The sequence below is a fragment of the Gymnodinialimonas sp. JB5-7 genome, from assembly GCF_055693405.1.
Map to the genome: position 1 here is coordinate 751,297 of NZ_JBVFUX010000012.1, position 24,111 is coordinate 775,407.

Genomic DNA, 24,111 nt, shown 5'->3' on the forward strand with positions numbered 1-24,111 from the left:
CATGTAAGACAATCCTGCGCCCGAATAAAGGGCGCGGGGTTGCGGCCAAATTTGCGCGCGCTAGGGTCCGGAGCGACGCACCAAGGAGAGGTCCCATGTCCTTTGACGAAATCATCGACCGCCGCGGCACCCATTGCGTGAAATGGGACATGATGGAGAGCCTTTACGGCGTCTCGCCCAACGATGGTGTTTCGATGTGGGTGGCCGACATGGATTTCAGGCCACCGGGCTGCGTTCAAGAGGCGGTTCAGGCGATGATGGACCATGGCGTCTATGGCTACTTCGGTGATGACAGCAAATACCGCGCGGCGATCTGCTGGTGGATGGCGGAACGCCATGGCTGGGAGGTTGACCCTAGCCACATATTCTCCACCCACGGGCTGGTGAATGGCACGGCTATGTGTGTCGATGCGTTCACAAACGAGGGCGACGGCGTTGTGCTGTTCACGCCGGTCTACCATGCTTTCGCCAAGGTGATCCGCGCGGCGAACCGCGACTTGCGTGAGTTGGAGATGGGGCAGGAGGGCGGGAAATACGTTCTCGATTTCGAGGCGTTCGATGCCCAGATGACGGGCAATGAGAAGATGCTTGTCCTGTGCTCGCCCCATAATCCCGGCGGGCGCGTCTGGACGCGGGCGGAGCTTGAGGGCGTGGCAGAATTTGCCAGGCGCCACGACCTGATCATCGTCTCCGACGAGATCCACCATGACCTGCTGATGCCCGGTCAGACGCATATTCCGATGACGAAGATTGACGGGATCGCGGACCGGCTGGTCATGATGACGGCCGCCACGAAGACCTTCAACATCGCGGGGTCCCACATCGGGAACGTGATTATCGCGGATGACGCCCTGCGGGCCAAGTTTGGGGCGCGCATGATGGCGTTGGGGATGTCGCCGAACTCCTTCGGGTTGTTCATGGTCACCGCAGCCTATTCACCGGCCGGGGCGGAGTGGTTGGACGAGTTGCGCGGATATCTGGCGGAGAATGCGCGGATCTTCGACGAGGGGATCAATGCCATCCCCGGATTGCGGTCCATGCCGCTGGAATCGACCTACCTCGCATGGGTGGACTTCGACGGCACCGGGATGGCGCGGGAGGAATTTACCGACCGCGTCACCAACTCTGCCAAGATCGCTGCGAATTACGGGCCGACCTTCGGCAAGGGTGGGGACAGTTTCCTGCGCTTCAACATCGCGGCCCCGCGTGCGGTCATCGAAGACGCCGTAGCGCGGATGAAGACGGCGTTCGGCGACCTTCAATAGCGGCGACGCTGGAGGCCGAGATAAAGGGCGAGGCTGCCGACAACGATGGCCCCGCCCACCAACATCAACGCTGTGGGCGCCTCGCCGATGGCCAGCCAGACCCAAAGCGGCCCCAACACGGTTTCCAAAAGCAAAAGCAAGCTGACATTCGCGGTGGCGGTGTGGCGCGATGCGAGGGACAGGCAATAGAAGCTGACCGGCAGGACAAGCGCGCCCGTCAGGATGATGGGCCACAAAGCGATGCCGTCCAAGGATTGGCCGGGGCCCGTCAGCCCAAGGCCCGTCAGGCCAGCAAGCAAGGCCCCGACGCCAACGGCCAGCGGGATCGGGACAGCTTGATGATGCCGGATCAGTACAAATGACAGTGCCAGACAAAGCGCGACGCCAAGCCCGAACGCCGCGCCAACCAAAGAGGCCGCATCAAAGCCAATCCCGCCAGACTTTCCGAATATCGCCAGCGATAGCCCCACAATGACCGCCCCGATGGTGATCCATGTGGCGCGGCTTGTGGCCTCTCCCATCATCAACCACGACAACAGGGCAGACAGAACCGGCACGGTGGCAACGCCCAAAAGCACGGGCGTGACCGGATAGCCGACAATACCGAACGTGAAGAGCGCGCCGTTCACCGCCTGACACAGGGCGATGGCAATCCCCCCAAACCCAAAAAGCGCTGCCAGATCCACGCGCCTTTGGCGACTGGTCGCGGCCCAGGCCGCCAGCAGCACCAACCCCATCAGGCTGGACCGCCACCCGAGCATCTGCACACCGTCCATCCCCGAAAGGCGCATCAGCATGGCGTCGGGGGTCAGGACAAGCGCGCCAAAGGTTGCAAGACCAAGGCCGAAAAAGGGGCTATGTCGCATCAATCAAGGCCCGCGACCAACGCGTCTTCGGCGCCGAGGCCTAGGATCCAGCCTTCCACGGGGTCGCCTTCATTCAAGAGATGGCTCAGATGGGACGTCTCCAACCGCGAAAAGGCGCACGCGACCAGTCGGACTTGCACAGCGTCGAGGATTTCACCCTCTTTCGCGCGGGACTTGATCGCAGTGTCGATGAGGCCCGGATAGATCTCGGCCAGAACAATCGGCGTGTCGGGTGCCTCGAACGGACTGACGCTGAGGTCTGATCCATAGCGACGGCGCAACCCATGCAAGTGCGGCAGACCCAACAAGACCTGCGACCCAACTGAGCCTGTTGTGAACAGCTTCCAGCAGGGCTGCGCACGCGGGAGCTTTTGTTCGACCAAACGGCGTTCGGGCAGGCCGTGGCCGTGCCGGAGGGTACCCTTGCGGGCAAGGCCTGCGTCGTGCGGGGGGCGGGGCAGCCCCAAAACGGGCCGATCCCGGGGAAGAGGTCGTTAAGCTGCTCCGCGATGTCGAACCGGTTGTTGCTGTTGTCCTGGCCGTCCCGGATCACATCGGACAGGTGCGACCACAGCACGAGCGGATCGTCCGAGCCTGTCACGGCCTTCCCGAAACCGCGCGGATACCCAAATGGGAAATCGAACCCGACAAGGACGCGACGCTTTGCCCGAAGCTCCCCATCCAACAGGCCCTGCAGTGCGCGCATCGCGGCGTGGCGGGTTCGGTGATACGTGACCGTCTCGCGCCCTTTGCGGCTGATGCCCACGAAGATCGCATCCTTTGTGGGCTTGGCGGGCGAGGGTTTGGAGCGTGCCGACCAGTCGACCGCGATGATCGTGTCGAAAGCTAGCATTCCAACCAACGCTCGGCTTGGGCAAGGTCTTCGGCTGTGTTCACGTTGAAGAAGGGCGGCGGCACGGCGTCGGGGAACCGGATGCGGGAACATTCATGGCCCGCAATCCAGTCTGTCACCTTGCGGGTGCCATGGTCGAGCGCGTGCGCGAGGTTCTGTGAAAGATGCACCGGCCAAAGGGCGGTGGTGCCATGCAGGCCATCTTGCGTTTCGGCGATGGCAATCCCTGTGCCGCTGGTCAATTGCTCAACAAGGTCGAAAGGAAGAAAAGGTGTGTCGACAGCGACCGTCAGCACACGCTCGGCCCCGATGAACTCGGCCCACGTCATGGCCGCCAGGATTCCGACCAAGGGCCCGAGACCCGGCACCGAGTCTTTGACGAGCGGAACGGGTCCGAAGGCGTCCTGCGCATTAATCGCCAGCTTTGTGACCTGCGGTTCAACCCGGTCGCGTACATGATGCCACAGGGGTCTTCCAGCCAACATCCGCTGCGCCTTTTGGCCGCCAATGCGGCGGCCCTGACCACCGGCCAGAATGACACCGGGAATGGTCATTCCTGTGCTGCCGCCTGCCAGCTGCGCATTTGGGACAGAGCGTCGTTTGCCGCCTCTGTTGAGGAGAAGCCGCTAAGCGGGATCGACAACCAGGCAAACCCGGAAAACACAAGGATTGAGGTTGGAGCAACCTCGACCCGGTCGATATCTGCCCAATCCCAGATCGCCTCTGACCGACCCGAGACGGTGCGGAGATTTTCTGCCGCAATGATCGTGTGGATCTGTGCATGTATCGGGTCGTCGCAATATTTGCGCCAGAAACGGCGGGTGTTGGCCCGGTCGAACAGCATGAACAGCACGACGAACGCGCCACCCCCCACCAAGACCGGAATAAACGCCGCGAATTGAGGGGCGAGGCCCGCAGCCTCTAGCATCGGGTAAAGCCAAAGCACCATCAGCCCGGCGCAGCAGGCGGTCGCCAGCAAATAGGTGGCCCATCCCAGAAAGGCGACGCTTTCGGTGACGCCTGCACGCTCCATCAAGATGGCTTCGGCGGCTGCACTGGCCTGCGCTAGAACATCCGGGCCGCCGGTCCCCTCGATCCGGTAAGACGTCGTCATGACCCGCGATCCTTTCCGTGATTGCCCTGATCAAAAGGCTTCATTTGCATCCCTCCATCACCGGACTTATGGCGAGGCATAGCGTCAGGAGTAATCGACCCCATGGCCAGTGCCAACTCATCTCGAAGCGCGTTTTTGCAAGGAGCCCGCGATGCCGGGCCATTCCTGTTGGTCGCCGGTCCATTCGGGGCCCTGTTCGGCGTGGTGGCGACAGAGGCCGGCTTAAACCTGGTGCAGGTGATGGGCTTCTCGGTTGTGGTAATTGCCGGTGCATCGCAGCTTGCGGCGATGCAGTTGATGCTGGATCAGGCACCCGCCGTGATCGTGCTGCTGTCTGCCATCGCAGTGAACCTGCGCATGGCGATGTATTCGGCCTCCTCGCGCCGCATCTGGGCGCGGCGCCGCTTTGGAAGCGGGCGTTGGTGGCGTATATGAACGTGGACCAAACCTACGCGGTTTCTGTCCTGAAGTATGAGGACGCGCCCGAGATGAGTCTGGCCCAAAAGCTGGGGTACTTCTTTGGCACTTGCGTTCCGATCATCCCGGTCTGGATCATCGCGACTTATATCGGTGCGCTATTAGGGGAGGTGATCCCCAGCGACTGGGATATTGCCTTTGCGGTGCCGGTGGCTTTCCTCGCGATGGTCGCTCCGGCGCTGCGCACGGCTGCGCATGTGGCGGCGGCTTTCGCGTCGGTCGTGTTGGCCATCATGTTTGCGGGCTTGCCCTATAACCTGGGCCTGATGCCAGCAGGCATCGGGGCGATGATCGTGGGCGCTGAGGTGGAGCGGCGGATGGGTGCGCGGTTCGTGCCACCGGCGGGGGTGGCAAATGACGGGTTGGACAGGTGCGGAAATCTGGTTGATCATCGTGGCGCTAGGGGTAGCGACCTACACGATCCGGTTTTCGTTTCTTGGCCTGATCGGCAACCGGGAGTTGCCCGATTGGCTGCTGCGCCACCTGCGATACACGCCCGTGGCGATTCTGCCGGCTCTGGTCACGCCGGGCGTATTGTGGCCCGCGGGCACCGATGGAAGCTTGAGTTTGCCCCATATCGCATCCGCGCTGGTCGCGCTTGGCGTGGGGTATTGGCGCAAGAGCGCTGTTCTGGCGGCGATCTGCGGTGTGCTGGCTTTTGTCGGGTTGAATGCCCTTGCCTAGACCGGCAGCGCCGTTGTCTTGAACACAGTCTTCAGGGCGAAACTGGATTGCATCTGCGCCACGCCGGGCAATCGGGACAGATGCTGACGGTGGATGCGGGCGAAATCCTCAGAATCGCGGGCAACGACCTTAAGAAGATAGTCCGCCGTACCGGCCATAAGGTGGCATTCAAGGACATCAGGGACGCGCGCGACCGCCTTCTCGAACGCATCAAGGATCTCGTCCGACTGCCCCTGCAACTTGATCTCAACAAACACGGTGGTGACGCGCCCGACGGAACGCGGGTTCAGGAGGGCAACGTAATCGCGGATCACGCCGGACGCTTCCAACCGCTGAACGCGCCTGTGGCAAGCGGACGGAGACAAGTTCACCCGTTCAGACAATTCTGCATGGGTCATGCGGCCTTGTCGCTGAAGCACTCTGAGAATCGCTGAATCTGTGCTGTCCAGCTCCTGTTCAACACTCATTTGTTCTACCTTTGACCATTTGTGTGCATGTTTCTTGCATTGATTACGCTAACGGCGGGCGAATTATCAAAGTATTTCCGCCATTTCGGGCGCATTTTCCATGCACCGCAGTGACCCGTCCAGAGGAGGAGTGGACCATGCACATCGGCTGCCCGAAAGAGATCAAACCACAGGAATTTCGCGTGGGGCTTACCCCCGCCGCTGCGCGAGAAGCCGTTTCGCACGGCCATAGGGTGACGGTACAGACAAGCGCGGGCGAAGGAGCCGGGTTTTATGACGAGGATTACCGCGCCATCGGCGCTGACATCGCCGACACCGCGGAGGCGATTTTCGCCGAGGCTGAGATGATCGTGAAGGTGAAGGAGCCGCAGGCTGTCGAACGCAAACAACTGCGTGAGGGGCAGATCCTGTTCACCTATCTTCACCTCGCCCCTGACCCCGATCAGACGCGCGATCTTCTCGACAGCGGCGTAACAGCGATTGCCTATGAGACCGTCACCGACGCCGCAGGGGGATTGCCCCTGCTTGCGCCGATGTCCGAAGTGGCCGGACGGCTTGCCCCGCAGGTCGGGTCTTGGGCCTTGCAAAAGGCCAATGGCGGGCGTGGTGTTTTGATGGGCGGTGTTCCAGGTGTCGGCCCGGCGGAGGTCGTGGTGATTGGCGGCGGTGTTGTCGGCACACAGGCCGCGCGCGTCGCCGCTGGCATGGGCGCGGATGTGACGATCCTTGATCGATCCCTGCCCCGGCTGCGCTACCTAGACGATGCCTATCGCGGCGCCTTCAAAACGCGATACGCGAGCGCAGACGCAACCGCAACGCTGATCCAAACCGCTGATCTGGTGATTGGCGCAGTCCTGATCCCCGGTGCCGCTGCGCCCAAGCTTGTGACCAAGGCACAGCTTTCGACGATGAAGCCGGGCTCCGTGATTGTCGATGTTGCTATCGACCAGGGTGGCTGCTTTGAGACATCGAAGGCCACCACTCACCAGGACCCGATCTACGAGGTCGACGGCGTGGTGCATTACTGCGTGGCAAACATGCCAGGTGCCGTTGCGCGCACATCCACGCTGGCGCTCGGCAATGCCACGATGCCGTTCATGCTGGCTTTGGCGGACAAGGGGTGGAAGCAGGCCTGTGTCGACGATCCACACCTGCTGGAGGGTCTGAACACCCATGCGGGGCAGTTGACCAACTACGCCGTCGGCGTGGCTTTGGGGATGGACGTGATCTCTCCGGCATTGGTTGTAAAGGGCTGACGAAACGCGCGCGGCCCTTTGGGAGGCCGCGCCTTTTTTCACAGATCTTCGGCGTTGCCGGGTACAATCCGCAGCACTGTCCCGCGGGCTTCACCGCTGGCCGCATCGCTGAAGGCAATTGCACCATCAGATTTGGTCACGCGGGTGCAGCTGTTTTGCGGCCCATTCTCCCAATCGACGCAGTAGCCGTCCCCGTCGATCGTCCAGGTGCCCACCAACGTCACGCCATTTGGCAGCGCAGCGGCACTGCGCCCGTCCGCGCCGTACCAGACCGGCGCCTCACCGCTGGGCGTTGCAAGGTAAACCGTATGACCGGTCAGCAGCACGTCGAGCCCTTCCGCGCTCAAGACCGTAACGGCAGATGCGCCCCCTGCGGCGAGGGTCGAAATCAAGCTGACCATTGCAATTCGTCCTTTCATGGTATCCTCCAAGGAATAAGAGTATCACAGAAAGACAAGTAGGTTGACTATCCCATATAGTCAACCACATTGACTATATGCCTCAAGAACCCCCTCCCCATATCGGCGTTGCCCTGTGGACTGCCTTTCGAGCGTTTGAACACGCCATGTTCAATCGTGCAGCTTTGGCCGGTTTCCCAGATATCACCCAGGCGGACAGTGATGTGCTGGTCCATGTCGGGCCCGACGGCACGACAATGGCCGCGATTGCACGCGCGCGAGGCGTCAGCAAGCAAGCGATGCAGGGGGCGGTCAAAAGCCTTGTCACCCGCGGGTATCTGGAAATTGCGCCGGACCCGGATGATGCGCGCGCCCGCCGGGTGACCCATACGCAAAAGGGCCGCGACCTGGTCGCGACCCTTGATCTGATCAAATCAGAACTTCATGCAGCCATCGAAGCCGAACTTGGCCCCGACCGCCTGCACGATTTGCGGGAGGCCCTTGATGTGGCCACCCGCGTTGCAACAAGCCGGAAGACTTAGCCGCGCGCCTTCAGGGCGTCGCGGATTTCTGCCAGAAGCTCTTCCTGCGTGGGGCCTGCGGGCTCCTCGGGGGCTTCCTCTTTCGGGCCTTCAGCCGCCGCCTTCACCTTGTTCACGTAGCGTACCAGCATGAACACAACGAAGGCGATGATCAGGAAGTTGATAACCGCCATGATGAAGGCACCATAGGCGAACACACTGGCCCCGGCTTCTCGGGCGGCTTCAAGCGACGCACCTTCCGGCACTTCGCCGCCAAGCACGGCATAATTGTTCGTAAAGTCGATCCCGCCCGATACCAGGCCGATGATCGGGTTGATCAAATCGCCCACCAGCGAGGTGACGATTGCAGTAAAGGCCGCGCCGATAATGATACCGACAGCCATATCCATCACATTGCCTTTGGCAATGAAGTCCTTGAATTCTGAAAGCATGTAGTCGCTCCACCCAGTCCTGTTCCGTTGATCGGGCGGCATTCGTTGGTGCGCATGCGCACAGGCCCCCCTATAGCGCGTGTAGAAAGACCGGTCTGGCGCATCGTTTCAAGGGGAACTATCTGCCATAGGTCGCATTTCGCCTGTGAGGTAAACCATGAGCACGCTTGAAAATTTCCCGATCAACACCCGCTGGACGGCGGAGGACCCCACTGTCATCCAGCTTTATTCCTTCCCCACACCCAATGGTGTGAAGGCCTCCATCGCGCTGGAAGAGATGGGCCTGCCCTATGAAGCGCACCGCGTGACGCTATCGGACAGTGACGTCAAAAGTGACGAATTCCTGTCGCTCAACCCCAACAACAAGATCCCGGCCCTGATTGACCCGAACGGACCCGACGGCGCACCGATCGCCTTGTGGGAATCCGGTGCCATCCTGATTTACCTCGGCGAGAAGACCGGGAAGTTCATCGGACGGACCGACGCCGAGAAGTACCAGATCATCAAATGGGTGATGTTCCAGATGGGCGGCCTTGGCCCGATGTTAGGCCAGCTTGGCTTCTTCGTGAAGTTTGCAGGATCCGAGATCGAAGATCCCCGCCCGCGGGAGCGGTACGTGGCGGAAGCCAAACGCCTGCTCAACGTGCTTGAGGGTGAATTGGCCGGTAAGGAGTGGATTGCGGGCGACTATTCGATTGCCGACATGGCAATTGCGCCATGGTTGGCCGCACTCGATTTCTACGGTGCGAAAGAGATTGTTGGTTGGGACGATCTGAAAAACGTACCCGCCTATCTGGAGCGTTTCCTCGCCCGGCCCGCCGTTCAAAAGGGCCGCGCAACGCCGCCGCGCGAAGGGTAAGCGAGGTAGCCCGGCGTCACGGGTGCGCCGGGCCGCTTCGTCAGCCAGGAAGTGCTCCGGTCAGGACGTAGCGCAGGACCTGAACCACCTGTGCGGGTTCTTCGGCAACCGCGAGGGCGGCTGCGTGAACTTCTTTCAGCGGGTGCTGATGTTCGGGCCGCGAAAGGACGATCAAGGGCTTGCCGAGTGCGCTGGCATAGCCTGCGTCAAAGGCCGCGTTCCACTGCTTGTATTGCTCGCCAAAGCGCACCACGACCACATCGGCGTTTTCGATGCCATGCCGCGTCCGGATCGCATTGACCATGGCGCCCTTGTGGTCATGCCAATACTTGCTTGGCTCTTCCCCAAGGATGGCGACACCGCAATCATCGCTAGCGCCGTGATCCGTGACCGGGCTGGAAAAGGACACATCCAGATCGGTTGACCCCTCCACAATCTGTTCGCGCCAATCTGTGTGGATCTCTCCCGATAGATAGACTTTCAAGGCCATCACGCGTTCTTCCTCGTTTCCAAAATACCTGGTCCAGGCATACGCCCACACCCCAAACCTAGCCCCATTCAACGGGGTGCCCACCGCGCACGCCTCAATTTTCCGTAGGAAAATTGCCCCGGCGACCGCGACAGCGGGCGCAATCCCGGCTCATTTACGCGCAACTCTTCCCGAGAACCGGTTCCCACTTTTCGAGTTGCGCTTTAACCTCGCAATGTGCCGCCGGTGGCCTTGGTGACCTTCTCGACGATCTTCGCGCCAACAGCGTCGATCTCTTCTTCCGTGAGGGTCTTGTCCGTCGGTTGCAGGCGCACCGTGATCGCAAGCGATTTCTGCCCGTCGCCAAGTGAGCCGCCGATGAACTCATCGAACACACGCACATCCTCGATCAGGGCCTTGTCGGCACCTGCTGCCGCGTTCACCAGATCGAGCGCTGCCACCTCTGCCCCCACTACGAACGCGAAGTCCCGCTCCACCGCCTGGAGGTCGGACATCGTTACAGCCCCTCGGCTGGCCGAGGTTTTCCGGGGCATGGGCACCTCTTCGGGGAAGAGGGTGAAGGCCATCGCCGGGCCTTTGACGTCCATCGCGTCAAGGATCTTCGGGTGCACCTCGCCAAAGATGCCAAGCACTTTCTTGGGCCCAAGGCAGATCATCCCGTGTCGGCCGGGGTGCCACCACTCGCGCGCGCCGCGCAAAATCTGGGATTTTGCGGGTGCACCGATGGCGGCCAGAATGGCCTCTGCATCCGCTTTGACGTCGAAGACATCCACCGCGCGCCGTGCCCCATGCGGATCGCGCGGTCCGGTCTGGCCGATCAAGAGGCCGCTCACTACCAAATGCTGTTCGCCCGGCTCGCCGCCGTGGAAGGCCGCGCCAACCTCGAACAAGGCCATGTCCATCATGCCGCGCGACTGGTTGCGCGCCGCCGCCTGCAAGAGGCCGGGCAGAACGGCGGGCCGCATATGCGACATTTCCGAGCTGATCGGATTCTCCAACATCACGGCATCACTGCCGCCGCCAAACAATTCGGCTGAGGCTTTGTCGATGAAGCTGTAGTTCACGCATTCATTGTAGCCGAGTGCCGCCGCCGTCCGCCGTGCCGCGCGTTCGCGAAGCTGCATAGGCGTCAAAACCGGCGCAGGGACGCCAGGCGCACGTGGCAGTGGCTGCGGCTTGAGGCCGGTCAACGAGGTCACGCGCGCGACCTCTTCCACCAGATCTGCTTCGCCCTGTACGTCCCGTCGCCACGACGGCACCCAGACTTCCAATGCATCACCGGAGCCGGATGCGCTGAAGCCGAGCGCGGTCAGGATGCGTACCTGTTCGTCGCGGGAAATCTCCATTCCCACGAGGCTTTCGACCCGCTTGGGGTCAAGCGTGTAGCTGCGCGCGGTCTGCGGGGCTGCGCCTGCCTCAACAACTTCGGATGCCTCGCCGCCACACAGGTCCAAAACCATCTGCGTTGCGGCCTCCAGCCCGGGGCGGGTGTATTCGGGATCAACACCACGCTCAAACCGGTAGCGCGCATCGGAATTGATCTTCAATTCGCGGCCCGTATAGGCGATGCGCACAGGCTCCCACCAGGCACTCTCAAGGAAGACGTTTACGGTCTCCCCGGTGCAGCCCGTCTCGGCCCCACCCATGACACCGGCGATGCTTTCGGGGCCATTGTCGTCCGAGATCACAACCTGCCCGGCGACAAAGGTGTAGTCCTTGTCGTCCAGCGCCGTGATCGTTTCACCGCCCGCCGCGCGGTGGACGCGCAGGTCGCCCGCGACCTTGTCGGCGTCGAACACGTGGAGGGGGCGATTCTGGTCGAACGTGAAGAAGTTCGTGATGTCCACCAGCGCCGAGATCGGGCGCAACCCAATGGCGCGGAGACGGTCCTGGAGCCATTGCGGGCTAGGGCCATTCTTGACACCCCGGATCAGACGACCCGTGAAATGGGGCGCGTCGTCGAGGGTGTCAGCGTCGATGGTGACATTGATCAGGCATGGATAGGTACCGGGCACCTCTGACGGCTCGTGGGGTTTCAACGTCCCAAGGCCGCGCGCCGCCAAATCGCGGGCAATGCCGCGCACGCCCAGGGCATCCTGCCGGTTGGGTGTGATGGCAATTTCGATGACCGGGTCGACTTTCGCCGGATCATTGGCGGCCAGCCAATCGACGAAGCGGTCGCCGACCTTACCCGAGGGCAATTCGATGATGCCGTCATGTACGTCGGAAAGCTCCAACTCCCGCTCGGACGCCATCATGCCGAAGCTCTCGATCCCACGGATCTTGCCTACACCGATGGTCGTGTCGATGCCGGGCACATATGTGCCGGGCTTGGCAAGGACGACAGTGATCCCTTCGCGCGCATTGGGCGCGCCGCAGATGATCTGCTGCACACCGTCATCGGTTTCGACCTGGCACACGCGCAGCTTGTCGGCATCGGGGTGCTTTTCAGCGGATTTGACCTTGGCAATGGTAAAATCCTTCAGCCGCGCCGCGCGGTCTTCGACCTCCTCCACCTCAAGGCCAAGGTCGGTGAGGGCTTCAAGGATTTCATCAAGGCTCACCTCGGTTTCGAGGTGATCTTTCAGCCAGGACAGCGTGAACTTCATAATGGGCCCCAGGGTCAAATTCATCGGCCCCGGACATGGCAAAGAATGCCCTCAGACACAAGCCATCAGGGGTAGCTGTTGGGCAGCCCCAGCAACTCGTCCAACTGCCGCGCGATCCAGCCATGGGGGATGAAATGCCCGCCGGGATGCGTATCCAGTGCCACGCGCCCCTCTGCGCAATTCCATTCGGTGCGGGTCAGGGTCAGGAACGAGCGTTGCTGCCATTCGCCGATGACCTCACCTTCGCCGCAGCCCATAACCTCGCGCCAAAGGGCCACGGGATGATCTGTTTCACCATTCGGCCCATGGGGGAAACGTAGGACCGTATCGTCAAAGCCATAGACTTGTCGGGCGTCTCGGGGGTGGGTGGGGCAATTTGTGGATTGCGGCAGCGCGCCAGAGATGGCGAGGAGGGCCGCAATCTCGGTGCCGTCTTCACACACAAACCGCCACGCCATTCGCGCGCCATAGCTGTAGCCTGAGACGAAGATGTTGTCGGCGTCGATAGGATAGCGCGCGGCAATGTCGTCGAGGACAGCGCGGGCGAAGGGGATGTCGGGCGAATTGGCCGTGCGGAACGTCCATGTGCCGTTGTTGCCGTTAGGCGCCACGAGGAGGACGCCCCGGCGTTCCGTGGCGCCGGCGATACGATCATGCTGGACGATCAGCGTGCCTTGGCGTTGCCAGCCGTGGAAATGGAGAAGGACGGGAAGAGGCGTCTCACCGTCCCAGCCGTCGGGTTCGAGGACGTGATAGGAACGGTCGCCGACCGGGCACGGGGTTTGGCCAGTGCAGGCATAGGATTGGGTCGTGGCGAGGAGAAATGCAGCAAGAGCTAGGAGCGTTTTCATGCCGCACACACTTGCGCTCTGCTCGGCGGTGTCAATTCACGGATGGGTCAACGACCGAGAATAAGAGGGCTTCGAACTTTGGCCATGGTCATCAGCGCCCGTCAAAACCCAGAAACTCCATCAACTCAACCGACAATATGATCGAAACGATTGGGACGACGACCAGAACGATTAGGGGAACAACGACGGTCCTGAACTTCGTCGACGACCAATTCTGGATGCGCAGCATGTTCCGTCGGGCAGGGGTATTGTCGCGGTGCCACGACAGCCTGTCGCGACCGCCACGGAGAAGCCGGGCCGTCATTCTTGCATCGGTTTTCCAGATCCGGACAAAGCCGCGTTCCGACATCTGCTCAAGGTGAAACAGGGTGTCGTTCGAATGCTTCGTAACGTCCTCGTAAAGCCGAATAGTGGCGTCAATCTTGCTGGGAACCGGGTATAGTTCCGCATTGGTCCAGCGCTGCGTGCCCGCCTCTTTGATCGAAAGCAGGAGCTGCCGTTCAACCTCCAGATCGTACCTCACACCCCTGCATGCACCGTCGGGACCTCCAGCGATGCGAAGCCGTAGTGGCGCAGCCAGCGCAGGTCGCTGGCGAAGAAGTCGCGCAGGTCAGGGATGCCGTATTTCAGCATGGCGATGCGGTCGATGCCCATGCCGAACGCGAAGCCCTGGTATTTGGACGGGTCAATTTTGCCCGCCTCCAGCACTTTGGGGTGGACCATTCCCGACCCAAGGATCTCCAGCCAATCGTCGCCCTCGCCGATCTTGACCGTGCCGCCTTCAAAGGAACACTGAATGTCGACTTCGGCGCCCGGTTCCACGAACGGGAAGTGGGAGGCGCGGAAACGGGTTTTGACGGCAACGCCGAAGAAGGCGGAGTAGAACTCTTCCAACACCCATTTCAGGTTCGCCATGGAGATGTCTTCGCCTAGAACCAACCCTTCGACCTGATGGAACATCGGGGTGTGGGTCTGGTCATAGTCGGCACGGTACACGCGGCCCGGCGCGATGATGCGGCAAGGCGCGCCGTATTGCTCCATGTGCCTGATCTGCACGGGGCTCGTGTGGGTGCGCAAGACATGGGGCGGGCGGTTATCGCCCACTTTGCGGTGCGTGTAGAACGTGTCCATCTCAGCCCGCGCGGGGTGGTGGCCGGGGATGTTGAGCGCGTCGAAGTTATAGAAATCGGTTTCGATCTGCGGACCTTCGGCCACTGAGAAACCCATATCAGCGAAGATCGCCGTGACCTCTTCCATCACCTGAGAAACCGGATGGATCGTGCCCTGTCGGCGATGGCGTGCGGGCAAGGTAATATCCAGCCACTCGGCTTTCAGCCGTTCGTCGAGCGCCGCGTCCGCAAGGCCCGCCTTCTTGGCGACAATGGCTGCGTTGACCTCATCCTTCAGGGCGTTCAGCGCGGGGCCAGCCACCTGACGCTCCTCAGGTGACATCTTCCCAAGTTCGCGCATTTTCAGGCTGATCTCGCCCTTCTTGCCGAGCGCGGCCACGCGGAATTCTTCCAAAGCGCCTTCATCCGTGGCCCCGCCGATACGGTCCAGCCAGCTTTTGCGCAGCTCGTCCAAGCCGTCCATTTTTGCACGCTCCATCCAGAAGATTTCCGGCTTGTCCCCTACCAGAGCGGCCCCGGATTGCAAGCCAGCGCAGTGGACCTGCCCCATTCTCGCCACATTTGGACACATTTCAGATCGCATGACGCAAGGACGTACGAAAGAACCGGCTTCCGCTTGTAAAACTTGACCAAAACGTAATCCCGGACGGCCTGGCAAAAAGGTTAACGGCGGCATTCCTGCAACAGCGTGACTGCTGCGATCGCCGTAAATGCGTCAAATCGTTGACTGAAATTAGGCTTGGCCTCAATTTGGCAACCAAGCCGGACAAAAAAACACCGGCAAACATTGGGCAGGAACACGTGAGTAAGTTGGTCTCAGTACGGTCGAAATCCGACCCGTTTGGCGCGGTATATGCGCCAGCAGCCGTCGCCGGTATATGCGACGGGATCGCCACATCATCAGATCAGCAACGTGTGTCCGTAACGGGTCAGATCCGCATGCGTCCCCTTTTGGCGTGCGGTCACAATACGGAGTAGAGTTATGGCGATCTTCAACAAGCGTCGCAAAGCCGACCAAGCGCGGGAAGAGGCCGGGCAGCGCCTTGCACATGCAGCACGCCGCGCAGATCATTATCGCAAGCTGGTGGCGACGCCTTCCGTCCTTGCGGCGGCAGGGTTGTTCACCCTTTCCGGGATCGCCGGTGGTTTCCTGGCCACCGGGCAAACCACAGTGGCGCGCACGCCCGTGGCCCCTGTGCAGCCCGCAGTCGTTCCTGTCGCAGCCGTGCCCGAGGCACCGATGCCGCCGACGGTGATTGATATGACCGGTGCCGATGCAGACACCACAAGCGTGGTCCCCATCGCGCGCCCTGTCGCGCTGGAGGCTGTCCTGGACCTGGCCGAAGCAGGCGCGGACGCAGCGCCGGAAGAGCCGGAAGAGCAAATCTTCACCTCCCTCTCCATCGACGCGGCCACAGGTCGGGAAGAACGGCGCGCCAACCGCCCGGCCCTGACCGAGGCTCAGGCGCAGGTTTGCCGCGAAAATCTCGCAGCCGCAGCGGACCGCCTGTCTGTCCGCTTCTCGGCCAGCTCCACCGATGCAGCTCCTGAGGATCTGGATGCGGCCTTCTCATTCGCTGAGGGCGTGGCAAGCTGCTCGGGCCTGCGGATCTTGGTGCGTGGCCATGCCGATGCAACCGGGGATGAAACGCAAAACCTGTTGCTGTCGTGGGAACGCGCCGAGGCCATCATCGAGGCCATCGAGGCGGCTGGTCACGACACAACGATTTATGAACCCGTCGGCTACGGGTCGCGTCAGCTTCTGAGCGATGCGCCCGCCGAGCAAGCCGAAGCCCTGAGCCGCCGTGTGGAATTCGCGGTCGTTCCCGCGCGCCAGTAACAAAGGACTATAGGTCATGTCACTTCTTCTAAACCTCACCCTTGTCCTTGTGCTAATCGCATCGGCAGGTGTCGGCGGCTACCTTTTGGCCCGCGCCCATTTCACTGCAACCATTGCAAACCGGGTTCTGGCCTATCAGGCGCGTTTGGCCCGGGCGAACCGCGACACCAAGCAGGCGCAAAAGGATATCGACCGTCTCGTTGCGGAAGCAGACGTCTTGAAAGCCGATCTTGGCCGCGCGCGCGACAGCCTGCAACGCTATGAGACGGCCTTGTTCGAAGCGCAGCCCGCAGCCCCGGTCAGCATGGCAGCAGCCCCTGCTCCGGTCGAGGTCGCGCCTGCGCCCGAAATGCCACTGGAGCAACAGGCCGAGGCCTATATCCAGCATGTTGGCGGCTACGATGATTTTGAGCGTTCAAGCGGGACGGAAGAGGCCGAGACGACCTCTATCGAGCCACACCCCCGTACACTGAGCCGCGCAATCGCCTGATCCGCGGCGCATCCGCAAAGAAAACCCCCGCCGGGCATGACGCTCGGCGGGGGTTTTCGTTTCAAAAGGCGCGTCGCTTAGAGCGCAGCTTTTGCCTGGTCCACAATGGCACCGAATGCTTCGGGCTCATGCACGGCAAGATCGGCCAGAACTTTACGGTCCACCTCGATCCCGGCTTTCGCAAGACCGTTGATAAAGCGGCTGTACGTCAGCGCTTCGTCATGGGCGCGGACAGCTGCGTTGATGCGCTGGATCCACAGGGCACGGAACTGACGCTTGCGGGCCTTGCGGTCGCGCGTGGCGTACTGGTTCGCCTTGTCGACAGCCTGCGTAGCGGTACGGAAGTTCCGGCTACGGGCGCCATAATAACCTTTGGCCGCGTCAAGAACCTTCTTGTGACGGCGATGAGTGACGGTTCCACCTTTGGTACGGGACATATCCGGATCTCCTTAGCGGTCGTAGGGCATATAGGATTTGGCGATCTTCGTGTCGGGGGCGGACAATTCGCTTGTTCCCCGAGCATTGCGGAGAAACTTGTTCGTCCGCTTGATCATCCCGTGCCGCTTACCGGCCTGACCGGCCAGCACCTTACCGGTGCCCGTCACTTTGAAGCGCTTCTTGGCGCTCGACTTTGTCTTCATCTTCGGCATTTCCAACTCCTCAAGTCTTACGAGTGGTTCGGGCGCGTCGCGGCATGCCGTTTTAGGCCGGATGCACCGTTCGGAAGCTGCCGCATAAAGCCAATCCCGCCGTCTGACAAGAGGAGTCTGCAAAGGGCAAAGGTTCTTGATGAATGCGGTGTGGCCACATAGGTGCGGAGCGCAATGGAAGAGACCACATCATCCGATGCCGAGGCCCCGCCCGCATCCCTGCCCGAGATCATTGACCGGGTGCTTCAGGCGGCTGTTGCCGAAACCACGGACATTCGCGCGATCCTGCAATCCTTCGGGCGGGCAAGCTTTACGCCAGTATTGTTATTGCCGGCCATCGCAGTGGCCACCCCGCTAAGCGGCATTCCCCTCTTCTCGTCCCTGATGGGGATATTCATCGCGATTGTGTCCGCGCAAATGCTGGCTCGACGCCGACACCTCTGGCTCCCAGATTTCATCCTGTCGCGCCAGATCAGTGGCCAGAAGCTGCGCGCTGCCTTCTCCCGCATTCGCCCGGCGGCTGTCTGGCTTGACGCACGCACAGCCAAACGCCTTCGGCTTCTGTCGCGCCGGCCCCTCATTTTCATTCCGCAACTTATCTGCCTGCTTTCGGGGCTGCTGATGCCGTTTCTGGAGTTTGTGCCGGTCTCCTCCTCGGTCGCAGGCATTGGAGTGGCCATTCTGGCCCTTGGAATGCTGGCCAGGGACGGAGTGGTGATCCTGTTGGGATTACTACCCTATGCGGGCGTGGCCTGGCTGATCCTGCGGGTCATCTAACGCGCACGGACAGCCGTATACAGGCGGCGTGTCTCGCTTCAATTCACGAGGCGCGCGGCCACCGATATGAACGCATTTGGAATGTCCAACGGGGTGAGGCCATCTGTCAGCTCAAAATGCAGATAGGCAAACAAACCCACCGCGATCGTGAACGAGATCATGGCCAGCCACGGCCACCGTTTGACCGTCCAGGCCCCGATGATCGACGAGAAGGAGAAGACCGCCACAATGGTGGCGATCACCAGAAGGATGTCTGGCGTAACAGCCAAGCTTATTCCAGCTCGGACGCGTAGATCAGCCGTTCATCACAGGGTGCGATCCGAAGGATGTTCGTCGACCCTGACTGACCGAAGGGCACACCGGCGGTTACGACGATCAGGTCCGACTGATCTGCGAGCTTTTCCTCGGTTGCGGCGCGAACCGCATTGATGACCGCTTCCTTGAAGCGCCCAACAGTTCCGACCTTCACGCAATGGCAACCCCAGGTCAGACACATGCGCCGTGCCGTGGCTTGACGGCTCGTCAATGCAAGGATTGGCACATTGGGTCGTTCGCGCGCCGTCAACGCGGCGGTGGAACCGCTTTCCGAAAAACAGCAGATCAACTTGATGTTGGTCGTCTCTGCAATCTCACGCGCGGCCGACACGATTGCGTCGGCGACGGTCTCCTTGTCTCCGCCGCGCGAAGCCTCGATGATGTTGCGATAGGTTGGGTCGTTTTCGACTTCCTTGGCCACGTTGTTCATCGTGGTCACCGCTTCGATCGGATAGTCGCCAGCGGCGGATTCCGCGCTCAACATCACAGCGTCGGCACCTTCGTAGATCGCGGCCGCAACGTCTGAAACCTCGGCCCGGGTCGGCATCGGCGACTCGATCATGCTTTCAAGCATTTGGGTCGCAACGATCACGGGCTTGGCAGCATTGCGGCACTTGCGCACAAGGCGTTTCTGGATCGGGGGGACAGCCTGCACAGGGCATTCAACGCCAAGATCGCCCCGCGCGACCATGATCCCGTCCGATGCCTTGAGGATTGCATCAAAGTTTTCGACCGCAGCAGGCTTTTCGATTTTCGACAGGATCGCCGCGCGGCCCTTCGCGAGGCCGCGTGCCTCTTCAACGTCGTCGGGCCGCTGGACGAACGAAAGCGCCAGCCAGTCGACCCCCAACTCACAAACGAATTCCAGATCCTTGCGGTCTTTCTCGGACAGAGCAGCAAGCGGCAGGACAACATCAGGCACGTTGACACCCTTGCGGTTCGAAATGCGGCCACCGGCCAGCACTTCGCAATTGGCATAGTCCTTGCCGCACTCCAGGACCTTCACGCGGATCTTTCCGTCATTCACCAGAAGCGTCGCGCCGGGTTTCAGCGCATCGAAGATTTCCTTGTGAGGAAGCTGAACGCGCGTCTCGTCACCCGGGGCATCATCCAGATCGAACCGGAACAACCCACCATCTTCCAGATCGTGGCCTTCGTCGTTCGCGAAGACGCCGCATCGCAATTTCGGCCCCTGCAGGTCCGCCAGGATGGCAATCGGACGGCCAAGATCGACTTCGATCTGGCGAATGATGGCATGGCGCGCTGCAATCTCTTCATGGTCGCCATGGGACATATTCAGACGGAAAACATCTGCGCCGGCCTCGTGCAAGGCGCGGATCATCTCGTAATCGTTGGACGCCGGCCCAAGTGTGGCGACGATTTTGACATTGCGGTCGCGTTTCATGGAAGTCTTCCCCCGGGTCCCGTGCATCTGCCTGAAAACAGGCATGTTGGCGCTATCATTCAACAGTCGCGCCTCTATTGACGCAAATCATCTCCCAGAACAACCGCTGAGCGGCTGGTCTTTGGCGTAGCGTCGAATTACGCAGTCGTGAAGCACTCCTTTGCGACAGAGGCATCACAAACGACATGGCCAAGGCCTTTACTTTGACCGGAGGGGACCGGGCCGGGCGCTGGGTCGTGACGTGTGATCACGCCAGCAACGCCGTGCCGCCCGAGGTGTGTGATGGGAATCTGGGGCTTTCCGCATCCGATATGGCACGCCATATCGCGTATGACGTTGGTGCCTTGGGTGTGGCGCAGGCCATTGGAGAGGCGCTGTGTGCACCCGTGATCGCCTCGACCTTTTCGCGGCTGGTGATCGATCCCAACCGAGGAGAGGACGATCCGACCCTTTTGATGCAGGTCTACGACGGGTCCATCATCCCGGCCAATCGCGGTGCGGCCGCGGACGAGATTGAGCGACGGCTGGAGTTGTTCCACAGGCCCTACCATCGCACCGTGGCCGAGGTGTTGGCCGCCCGGGACGATCCGTTGATCGTGTCCATTCATAGCTTCACGCCCCAATTTCTGGGGCGCCCAAAACGGCCATGGCATGTGGGGGTGCTCTATGCCGAGGATCGCCGCCTTGCGACGCCGCTCATCGACAGGCTGATCGTGGAAGGTGATCTGTGTGTGGGCGACAACGAACCCTATTCCGGGCACTTGCCAGGGGACGCCATGGACCGCCATGGGGTGCAGGCCGGGCGGAAACATGTGTTGATCGAGGTCCGCAATGACCTGATCGAGACACCTGAACAGCAGCAAGCCTGGGGCAAACGGCTGGCGCGGGTGCTTGAAGACACGCTGGCGCATACCGATTTATGACCTGAACCAGAGGAGGGACCATGTCTGACCCGACCCAAACGGAGCTGGAAGCCGCCGCGTTTCGGAGGCTTTTGGCCCATCTTGATGAGCGCAAGGACGTCCAGAACATCGACATGATGAACCTGGCCGGGTTTTGCCGGAATTGCCTGAGCCGTTGGTACGCTGAAGAGGCGGCCGCGCGGGGTTTGGAAATGGACAAGGAAACTGCGCGGGAGATCGTCTACGGGATGCCATATGCGGAGTGGAAGGCGAAGTATCAGACCGAGGCGAGTGCGGATCAGACCGCCAAGTTCGAGGCATCGAAGCCGAATCACTGAGATCGTAGGTCCCGCGGCTGTTCTCGCTGCTTATCACGCGTGATAAGTAGGCTTAACTCACTGTTATTAAAATTTTATCAGAATGCCGTTTACCTTTTCTTAACCCGAAATGGGGGCGCTGCCCCCGTCCTTCGGACTCCCCGAGGTATTTTTGAAACAAGGAAGGCAGGGTGGCCTTAGGCGGCTGCAGCTTGTGCCCGTTCCTCGGTGCGGAAGAAGGCTGGCTTGCCCGGTGTGCTGAGGTCGGGGGCGTGTTCATAACCGCCGGTGTCAAAATCGAGGATTTGATCCGGTGATGTCAGGCGGTGCTCAACGATAAACCGTGCCATGGCGCCGCGCGCCTTCTTGGCGAAGAAGCTGACGATTTTGGGTCCGGTTGGTTTGTCTTCGAAGAATTGTGGGGTGATGATTTGCAGGTCGAGGGCCTTTTCATCGACGGCGGAGAAATACTCGACCGAGGCACAGTTCACGAGGGTATCCGTGCCGACCGACGCCGCCTGTACATTCAGCGCGTCGGCGATGCGCGGCCCCCAATAGGCGTAAAGGTTCGCGCCTTTGCGGGTCTTCAATCGGCTGCCCATTTCAAGCCGATAAGGTCGGATCGCATCGAGGGGGCGCAGGAGGCCGTAGAGGCCTGAGAGAATGCGCAGATGGTCCTGCGCATAGGCCATCGTGTCGTCGTCGAGGCTGGCGGCTTCCAGCCCCATATAGGTGTCTCCGGCAAACGCCAGCGCCGCCGGACGTTCGCCTTCGGGCGCATCCTCGAACGCCTTGAAGCGGCCCGCGTTTAACTTGGCGAGGTCGGGGCTGATATCCATCAGCTTCGATAGGTCCTTTGGCTAAGCCGCTTGGCCACGCGCGCCAGTTTCACCGCGTCATCCGCGAAATCGGGCGCCGTCATGTGGGTCGTGCGCTCCGCCCAATCGAGGCGTTTGGCGGGCGAGATTACGGTCAGCAGGGGCGGTCCTCCTTTTGGTTGGATGTAAGCGGCGGCGCGCTGTTATCCAGCTTCTCTCAACACATCGAGGAAGGCTTCGCCAAAGCGGTCGGCCTTTTGGTCGGACATGCCGTTGATACGGGCCAGCGCCTCCAGGCTGTCGGGCTTACGTTCTGCGATTTTCCGCAATGTCGAATGGGTAACAGAGAGGTATTTTCCGGTCCCGTCATCGCCGCGCATCAGCTCCTGACTGGCTTCCATCAGGCGGTCGAAGACATCGCCCGCGTCACGGCCTGCCAGCGCACGGCGGGCGGGGTGGACGGGCTCTGGCGCGTCGCCGGTAATGACCTCAAGGAAGGCCGCGCCGTAACGCTCCAGTTTGGTCGCGCCGACGCCTGAGATGCGCGCCATGGCGTCGAGGCTGGTGGGTTTGGTTTCGGCCATTTCGATCAGTGTCTTGTCGGTAAAGATCACATAGGCCGGCACGCGCGCATCCTCGGCCAATGCGCGGCGCTTAGCCTTCAGGGCAGACATCAGCGGCGCATCTTCTTCACTGACCAGCATCTTCACGGCGGGGCGGCGGGGGCCTTGGTAATGGTGTCTTTGCGCAGCGTGATCGAGGCCTCGCCGCGCAGGATTGGCCGAGCGGCATCGGTCATGCGGAAGGCACCGTGGCGGCCCGGATCCGGGCGGATCAAATCGCGCCCCATCATTTGACGGAAGACAGCCTGCCATTGGCGTTTGTCGAATTCGGTTCCAACACCGTAGACGGACAGTCGGTCATGACCGCGTTGACGGATCTTATCGTTGTCCGCGCCAAGCAGCACATCGATCAGATGACCTGCCCCGAAAAATTCACCTGTGCGCAGCATGGCTGACAGGGCCTTTTGCACGGCGACAGAGGCATCGAACAGCTCAGGCGGCTTTTCGCAGAGATCGCAATTGCCGCAGCCGTCGGCCTGTTCGCCAAAATAGCTAAGCAAAACCTGACGGCGACACCCCTGCGCCTCAGCCAGACCCAGCAGCGCATTGAGGCGGGCATGGTCCGCTTCTTTCCGTTCCGGGGGTGCCAGGCCTTCGTCGATCTGCTGCCGGCGAAAGCGAATGTCATCAGGTCCGTAGAGCGTGATCGTATCGGCAGGTGCACCATCCCGGCCCGCGCGGCCGATCTCCTGATAGTAGCTTTCAATGCTTTTCGGCAGGTCGGCATGGGCGACCCAGCGGATGTCGGGTTTGTCGACGCCCATCCCGAAGGCCACTGTGGCGCAGACGATCAAGCCATCTTCCGTGTTGAAGCGCTGTTCAACGACGCGGCGATCATCGACATCCATCCCGGCATGGTAGTGACAAGCATTGTGCCCGGCCTCGCGCAGGCCCTGTGCCAGTGTCTCTGTCTTGGCGCGGGTGCCGGTGTAGACGATGCCGGATTGGCCTTTACGGGCGGCGGCGAAGGAGAGGATTTGTTGGCGGGGTTGGTTTTTGACCTCAAAGGCCAGAGCGAGGTTTGGGCGGTCAAAGCCGCGCAGGAAGATCTCGGGCTCGTTATCGTCGAACAGGCGGTGGCAGATCTCGGTGCGGGTTTCAGCGTCGGCGGTGGCGGTGAAGGCGGCGATGGGCACATTGAGCGCGCGGCGCAGCGCCCCGATGCGCAGGTAGTCGGGGCGGAAATCATGGCCCCATTGGCTGACACAATGGGCCTCATCCACAGCGATCAGGCTGACACCGGCGCGACTGAGCATCCGTTCGGTTCCGCCTGAGGCAAGGCGTTCGGGCGCGATGTAAAGGAGTTTTAGGGTACCGTTTTGCAGGCCTTCCCAGACGGCATCCGTTTCCTCGGGCGTATTGCCGGAGGTTAGAGCGCCTGCCTCAACCCCTGCCTCGCGCAGGCCGCGGACCTGATCGCGCATCAGTGCGATGAGGGGCGAGATGACAACAGTAACCCCGTCGCGCATCAGCGCAGGCAGCTGAAAGCACAGGCTTTTGCCGCCACCAGTTGGCATGATCGCGAGCACATTTTTTCCTGACGCGACAGCCTCCACGATCTCGGCCTGGCCAGGCCGAAAGTCGTCGAAGCCAAAAGTCGACTTCAGGATTGCAGAGGCGTCGGGATGCGCGACCAGCATGGGTGGAGGGCAGCCTGCTTAAAGTTTGGTTCGAATGCTCGT

Annotated in this window: 26 protein-coding genes and 3 pseudogenes; 11 read left to right on the forward strand and 18 right to left on the reverse strand. The window is 61.3% G+C overall.

The features are described 5' to 3' along the window. Positions 1–95 precede the first annotated feature (95 nt). The gene (locus ACZ1HK_RS11920; protein WP_472628890.1) at positions 96–1,265 is read left to right on the forward strand and encodes a MalY/PatB family protein; all 1,170 of its coding nucleotides are present in this window, start codon (positions 96–98) and stop codon (positions 1,263–1,265) included. On the opposite strand, the gene ACZ1HK_RS11925 is transcribed toward ACZ1HK_RS11920, so the two are convergent. From ACZ1HK_RS11925 to ACZ1HK_RS11940, 4 genes are all read right to left on the reverse strand, one after another. Then, positions 1,259–2,131, reverse strand: coding sequence for a DMT family transporter (locus ACZ1HK_RS11925; protein ID WP_472628891.1), 873 nt, complete (start codon positions 2,129–2,131; stop codon positions 1,259–1,261). The genes ACZ1HK_RS11920 and ACZ1HK_RS11925 overlap by 7 nt on opposite strands. Continuing rightward, entirely contained in the window at positions 2,131–2,598 is a 468-nt protein-coding gene (locus ACZ1HK_RS11930) for a hypothetical protein (protein ID WP_472628892.1), read from the reverse strand. The genes ACZ1HK_RS11925 and ACZ1HK_RS11930 overlap by 1 nt, the downstream gene beginning before the upstream one ends. Before the next feature lie 379 nt (positions 2,599–2,977). Next, entirely contained in the window at positions 2,978–3,538 is a 561-nt protein-coding gene (gene mobA, locus ACZ1HK_RS11935) for a molybdenum cofactor guanylyltransferase MobA (RefSeq protein WP_472628893.1), read from the reverse strand. Then, a complete protein-coding gene (locus ACZ1HK_RS11940; protein WP_472628894.1) occupies positions 3,535–4,098 on the reverse strand; it encodes a hypothetical protein in 564 nt (187 codons plus the stop codon). Before ACZ1HK_RS11940 ends, mobA begins: the two co-directional genes overlap by 4 nt. Positions 4,099–4,200: 102 nt before the next feature. On the opposite strand from ACZ1HK_RS11940, the pseudogene ACZ1HK_RS11945 reads away from it, so the two are divergent. After that, positions 4,201–4,886 (forward strand): annotated as a pseudogene (locus tag ACZ1HK_RS11945) (AzlC family ABC transporter permease); the annotation flags it as partial. 43 nt (positions 4,887–4,929) lie between these two features. Beyond that, entirely contained in the window at positions 4,930–5,259 is a 330-nt protein-coding gene (locus ACZ1HK_RS11950; RefSeq protein ID WP_472628895.1) for an AzlD domain-containing protein, read from the forward strand. On the opposite strand, the gene ACZ1HK_RS11955 is transcribed toward ACZ1HK_RS11950, so the two are convergent. Then, positions 5,256–5,726, reverse strand: a complete 471-nt coding sequence (locus ACZ1HK_RS11955) for an Lrp/AsnC family transcriptional regulator (protein ID WP_472628896.1) — start codon at positions 5,724–5,726, stop codon at positions 5,256–5,258. The two genes, ACZ1HK_RS11950 and ACZ1HK_RS11955, sit on opposite strands and share 4 nt — an antisense overlap. Before the next feature lie 137 nt (positions 5,727–5,863). On the opposite strand from ACZ1HK_RS11955, the gene ald reads away from it, so the two are divergent. After that, complete coding sequence (gene ald, locus ACZ1HK_RS11960) at positions 5,864–6,982, forward strand: alanine dehydrogenase (RefSeq protein WP_472628897.1); 1,119 nt, start codon at positions 5,864–5,866, stop codon at positions 6,980–6,982. A 38-nt stretch (positions 6,983–7,020) separates the two neighbouring features. On the opposite strand, the gene ACZ1HK_RS11965 is transcribed toward ald, so the two are convergent. Next, positions 7,021–7,401, reverse strand: coding sequence for a hypothetical protein (locus tag ACZ1HK_RS11965; RefSeq protein WP_472628898.1), 381 nt, complete (start codon positions 7,399–7,401; stop codon positions 7,021–7,023). Positions 7,402–7,547: 146 nt separating this feature from the next. On the opposite strand from ACZ1HK_RS11965, the gene ACZ1HK_RS11970 reads away from it, so the two are divergent. Continuing rightward, complete coding sequence (locus ACZ1HK_RS11970; RefSeq protein ID WP_472628899.1) at positions 7,548–7,922, forward strand: MarR family winged helix-turn-helix transcriptional regulator; 375 nt, start codon at positions 7,548–7,550, stop codon at positions 7,920–7,922. Here ACZ1HK_RS11970 and mscL read toward each other — a convergent pair. Continuing rightward, entirely contained in the window at positions 7,919–8,353 is a 435-nt protein-coding gene (gene mscL, locus ACZ1HK_RS11975; RefSeq protein WP_472628900.1) for a large conductance mechanosensitive channel protein MscL, read from the reverse strand. The genes ACZ1HK_RS11970 and mscL overlap by 4 nt on opposite strands. Positions 8,354–8,510: 157 nt before the next feature. Between mscL and ACZ1HK_RS11980 the strand changes: the two genes are divergently transcribed. Continuing rightward, positions 8,511–9,212 (forward strand): glutathione S-transferase family protein, encoded by a 702-nt coding sequence (locus ACZ1HK_RS11980; RefSeq protein ID WP_472628901.1) that lies wholly within the window; start codon positions 8,511–8,513, stop codon positions 9,210–9,212. Positions 9,213–9,252: 40 nt separating this feature from the next. Here the strand turns inward: ACZ1HK_RS11980 and ACZ1HK_RS11985 are convergent, their stop codons facing one another. From ACZ1HK_RS11985 to pheS, 5 genes are all read right to left on the reverse strand, one after another. After that, a complete protein-coding gene (locus tag ACZ1HK_RS11985; RefSeq protein WP_472628902.1) occupies positions 9,253–9,702 on the reverse strand; it encodes a YtoQ family protein in 450 nt (149 codons plus the stop codon). A 203-nt stretch (positions 9,703–9,905) separates the two neighbouring features. Then, positions 9,906–12,311 carry a phenylalanine--tRNA ligase subunit beta gene (gene pheT, locus ACZ1HK_RS11990; RefSeq protein WP_472628903.1) on the reverse strand — a complete coding sequence of 802 codons (2,406 nt, stop codon included), beginning with the start codon at positions 12,309–12,311 and terminating at the stop codon, positions 9,906–9,908. A gap of 65 nt (positions 12,312–12,376) precedes the next feature. Then, entirely contained in the window at positions 12,377–13,162 is a 786-nt protein-coding gene (locus ACZ1HK_RS11995) for a CE1 family esterase (protein WP_472628904.1), read from the reverse strand. 91 nt (positions 13,163–13,253) lie between these two features. Next, a complete protein-coding gene (locus ACZ1HK_RS12000; protein WP_472628905.1) occupies positions 13,254–13,685 on the reverse strand; it encodes a hypothetical protein in 432 nt (143 codons plus the stop codon). Continuing rightward, a complete protein-coding gene (gene pheS, locus ACZ1HK_RS12005; protein WP_472630827.1) occupies positions 13,682–14,755 on the reverse strand; it encodes a phenylalanine--tRNA ligase subunit alpha in 1,074 nt (357 codons plus the stop codon). The genes ACZ1HK_RS12000 and pheS overlap by 4 nt, the downstream gene beginning before the upstream one ends. Positions 14,756–15,274: 519 nt before the next feature. Between pheS and ACZ1HK_RS12010 the strand changes: the two genes are divergently transcribed. Together ACZ1HK_RS12010 and ACZ1HK_RS12015 are read left to right on the forward strand one after the other, a co-directional pair. After that, a complete protein-coding gene (locus ACZ1HK_RS12010; protein ID WP_472628906.1) occupies positions 15,275–16,132 on the forward strand; it encodes an OmpA family protein in 858 nt (285 codons plus the stop codon). A gap of 16 nt (positions 16,133–16,148) precedes the next feature. Next, entirely contained in the window at positions 16,149–16,622 is a 474-nt protein-coding gene (locus tag ACZ1HK_RS12015) for a hypothetical protein (protein ID WP_472628907.1), read from the forward strand. A 77-nt stretch (positions 16,623–16,699) separates the two neighbouring features. Here the strand turns inward: ACZ1HK_RS12015 and rplT are convergent, their stop codons facing one another. Both rplT and rpmI read right to left on the reverse strand, forming a co-directional pair. Next, the gene (gene rplT / locus ACZ1HK_RS12020; protein ID WP_339987467.1) at positions 16,700–17,059 is read right to left on the reverse strand and encodes a 50S ribosomal protein L20; all 360 of its coding nucleotides are present in this window, start codon (positions 17,057–17,059) and stop codon (positions 16,700–16,702) included. Positions 17,060–17,071: 12 nt separating this feature from the next. Next, positions 17,072–17,272 (reverse strand): 50S ribosomal protein L35, encoded by a 201-nt coding sequence (gene rpmI / locus ACZ1HK_RS12025; RefSeq protein WP_368476705.1) that lies wholly within the window; start codon positions 17,270–17,272, stop codon positions 17,072–17,074. Between the two features lie 174 nt (positions 17,273–17,446). On the opposite strand from rpmI, the gene ACZ1HK_RS12030 reads away from it, so the two are divergent. After that, positions 17,447–18,049 (forward strand): exopolysaccharide biosynthesis protein, encoded by a 603-nt coding sequence (locus ACZ1HK_RS12030; protein ID WP_472628908.1) that lies wholly within the window; start codon positions 17,447–17,449, stop codon positions 18,047–18,049. Between the two features lie 38 nt (positions 18,050–18,087). On the opposite strand, the gene ACZ1HK_RS12035 is transcribed toward ACZ1HK_RS12030, so the two are convergent. Together ACZ1HK_RS12035 and pyk are read right to left on the reverse strand one after the other, a co-directional pair. Then, positions 18,088–18,318 (reverse strand): hypothetical protein, encoded by a 231-nt coding sequence (locus ACZ1HK_RS12035; protein WP_472628909.1) that lies wholly within the window; start codon positions 18,316–18,318, stop codon positions 18,088–18,090. A 2-nt stretch (positions 18,319–18,320) separates the two neighbouring features. Then, complete coding sequence (pyk, locus tag ACZ1HK_RS12040) at positions 18,321–19,769, reverse strand: pyruvate kinase (RefSeq protein ID WP_472628910.1); 1,449 nt, start codon at positions 19,767–19,769, stop codon at positions 18,321–18,323. A 185-nt stretch (positions 19,770–19,954) separates the two neighbouring features. Here pyk and ACZ1HK_RS12045 point away from each other — a divergent pair, with 185 nt between their 5' ends. Together ACZ1HK_RS12045 and ACZ1HK_RS12050 are read left to right on the forward strand one after the other, a co-directional pair. After that, complete coding sequence (locus ACZ1HK_RS12045; protein ID WP_472628911.1) at positions 19,955–20,692, forward strand: N-formylglutamate amidohydrolase; 738 nt, start codon at positions 19,955–19,957, stop codon at positions 20,690–20,692. 20 nt (positions 20,693–20,712) lie between these two features. Beyond that, entirely contained in the window at positions 20,713–21,009 is a 297-nt protein-coding gene (locus ACZ1HK_RS12050; RefSeq protein WP_472628912.1) for a DUF1244 domain-containing protein, read from the forward strand. A gap of 176 nt (positions 21,010–21,185) precedes the next feature. Here the strand turns inward: ACZ1HK_RS12050 and yaaA are convergent. Then, positions 21,186–21,967: pseudogene (gene yaaA / locus ACZ1HK_RS12055) on the reverse strand (peroxide stress protein YaaA). Between the two features lie 42 nt (positions 21,968–22,009). Further along, positions 22,010–24,069: pseudogene (gene recQ, locus ACZ1HK_RS12060) on the reverse strand (DNA helicase RecQ). Positions 24,070–24,111 lie beyond the last annotated feature (42 nt).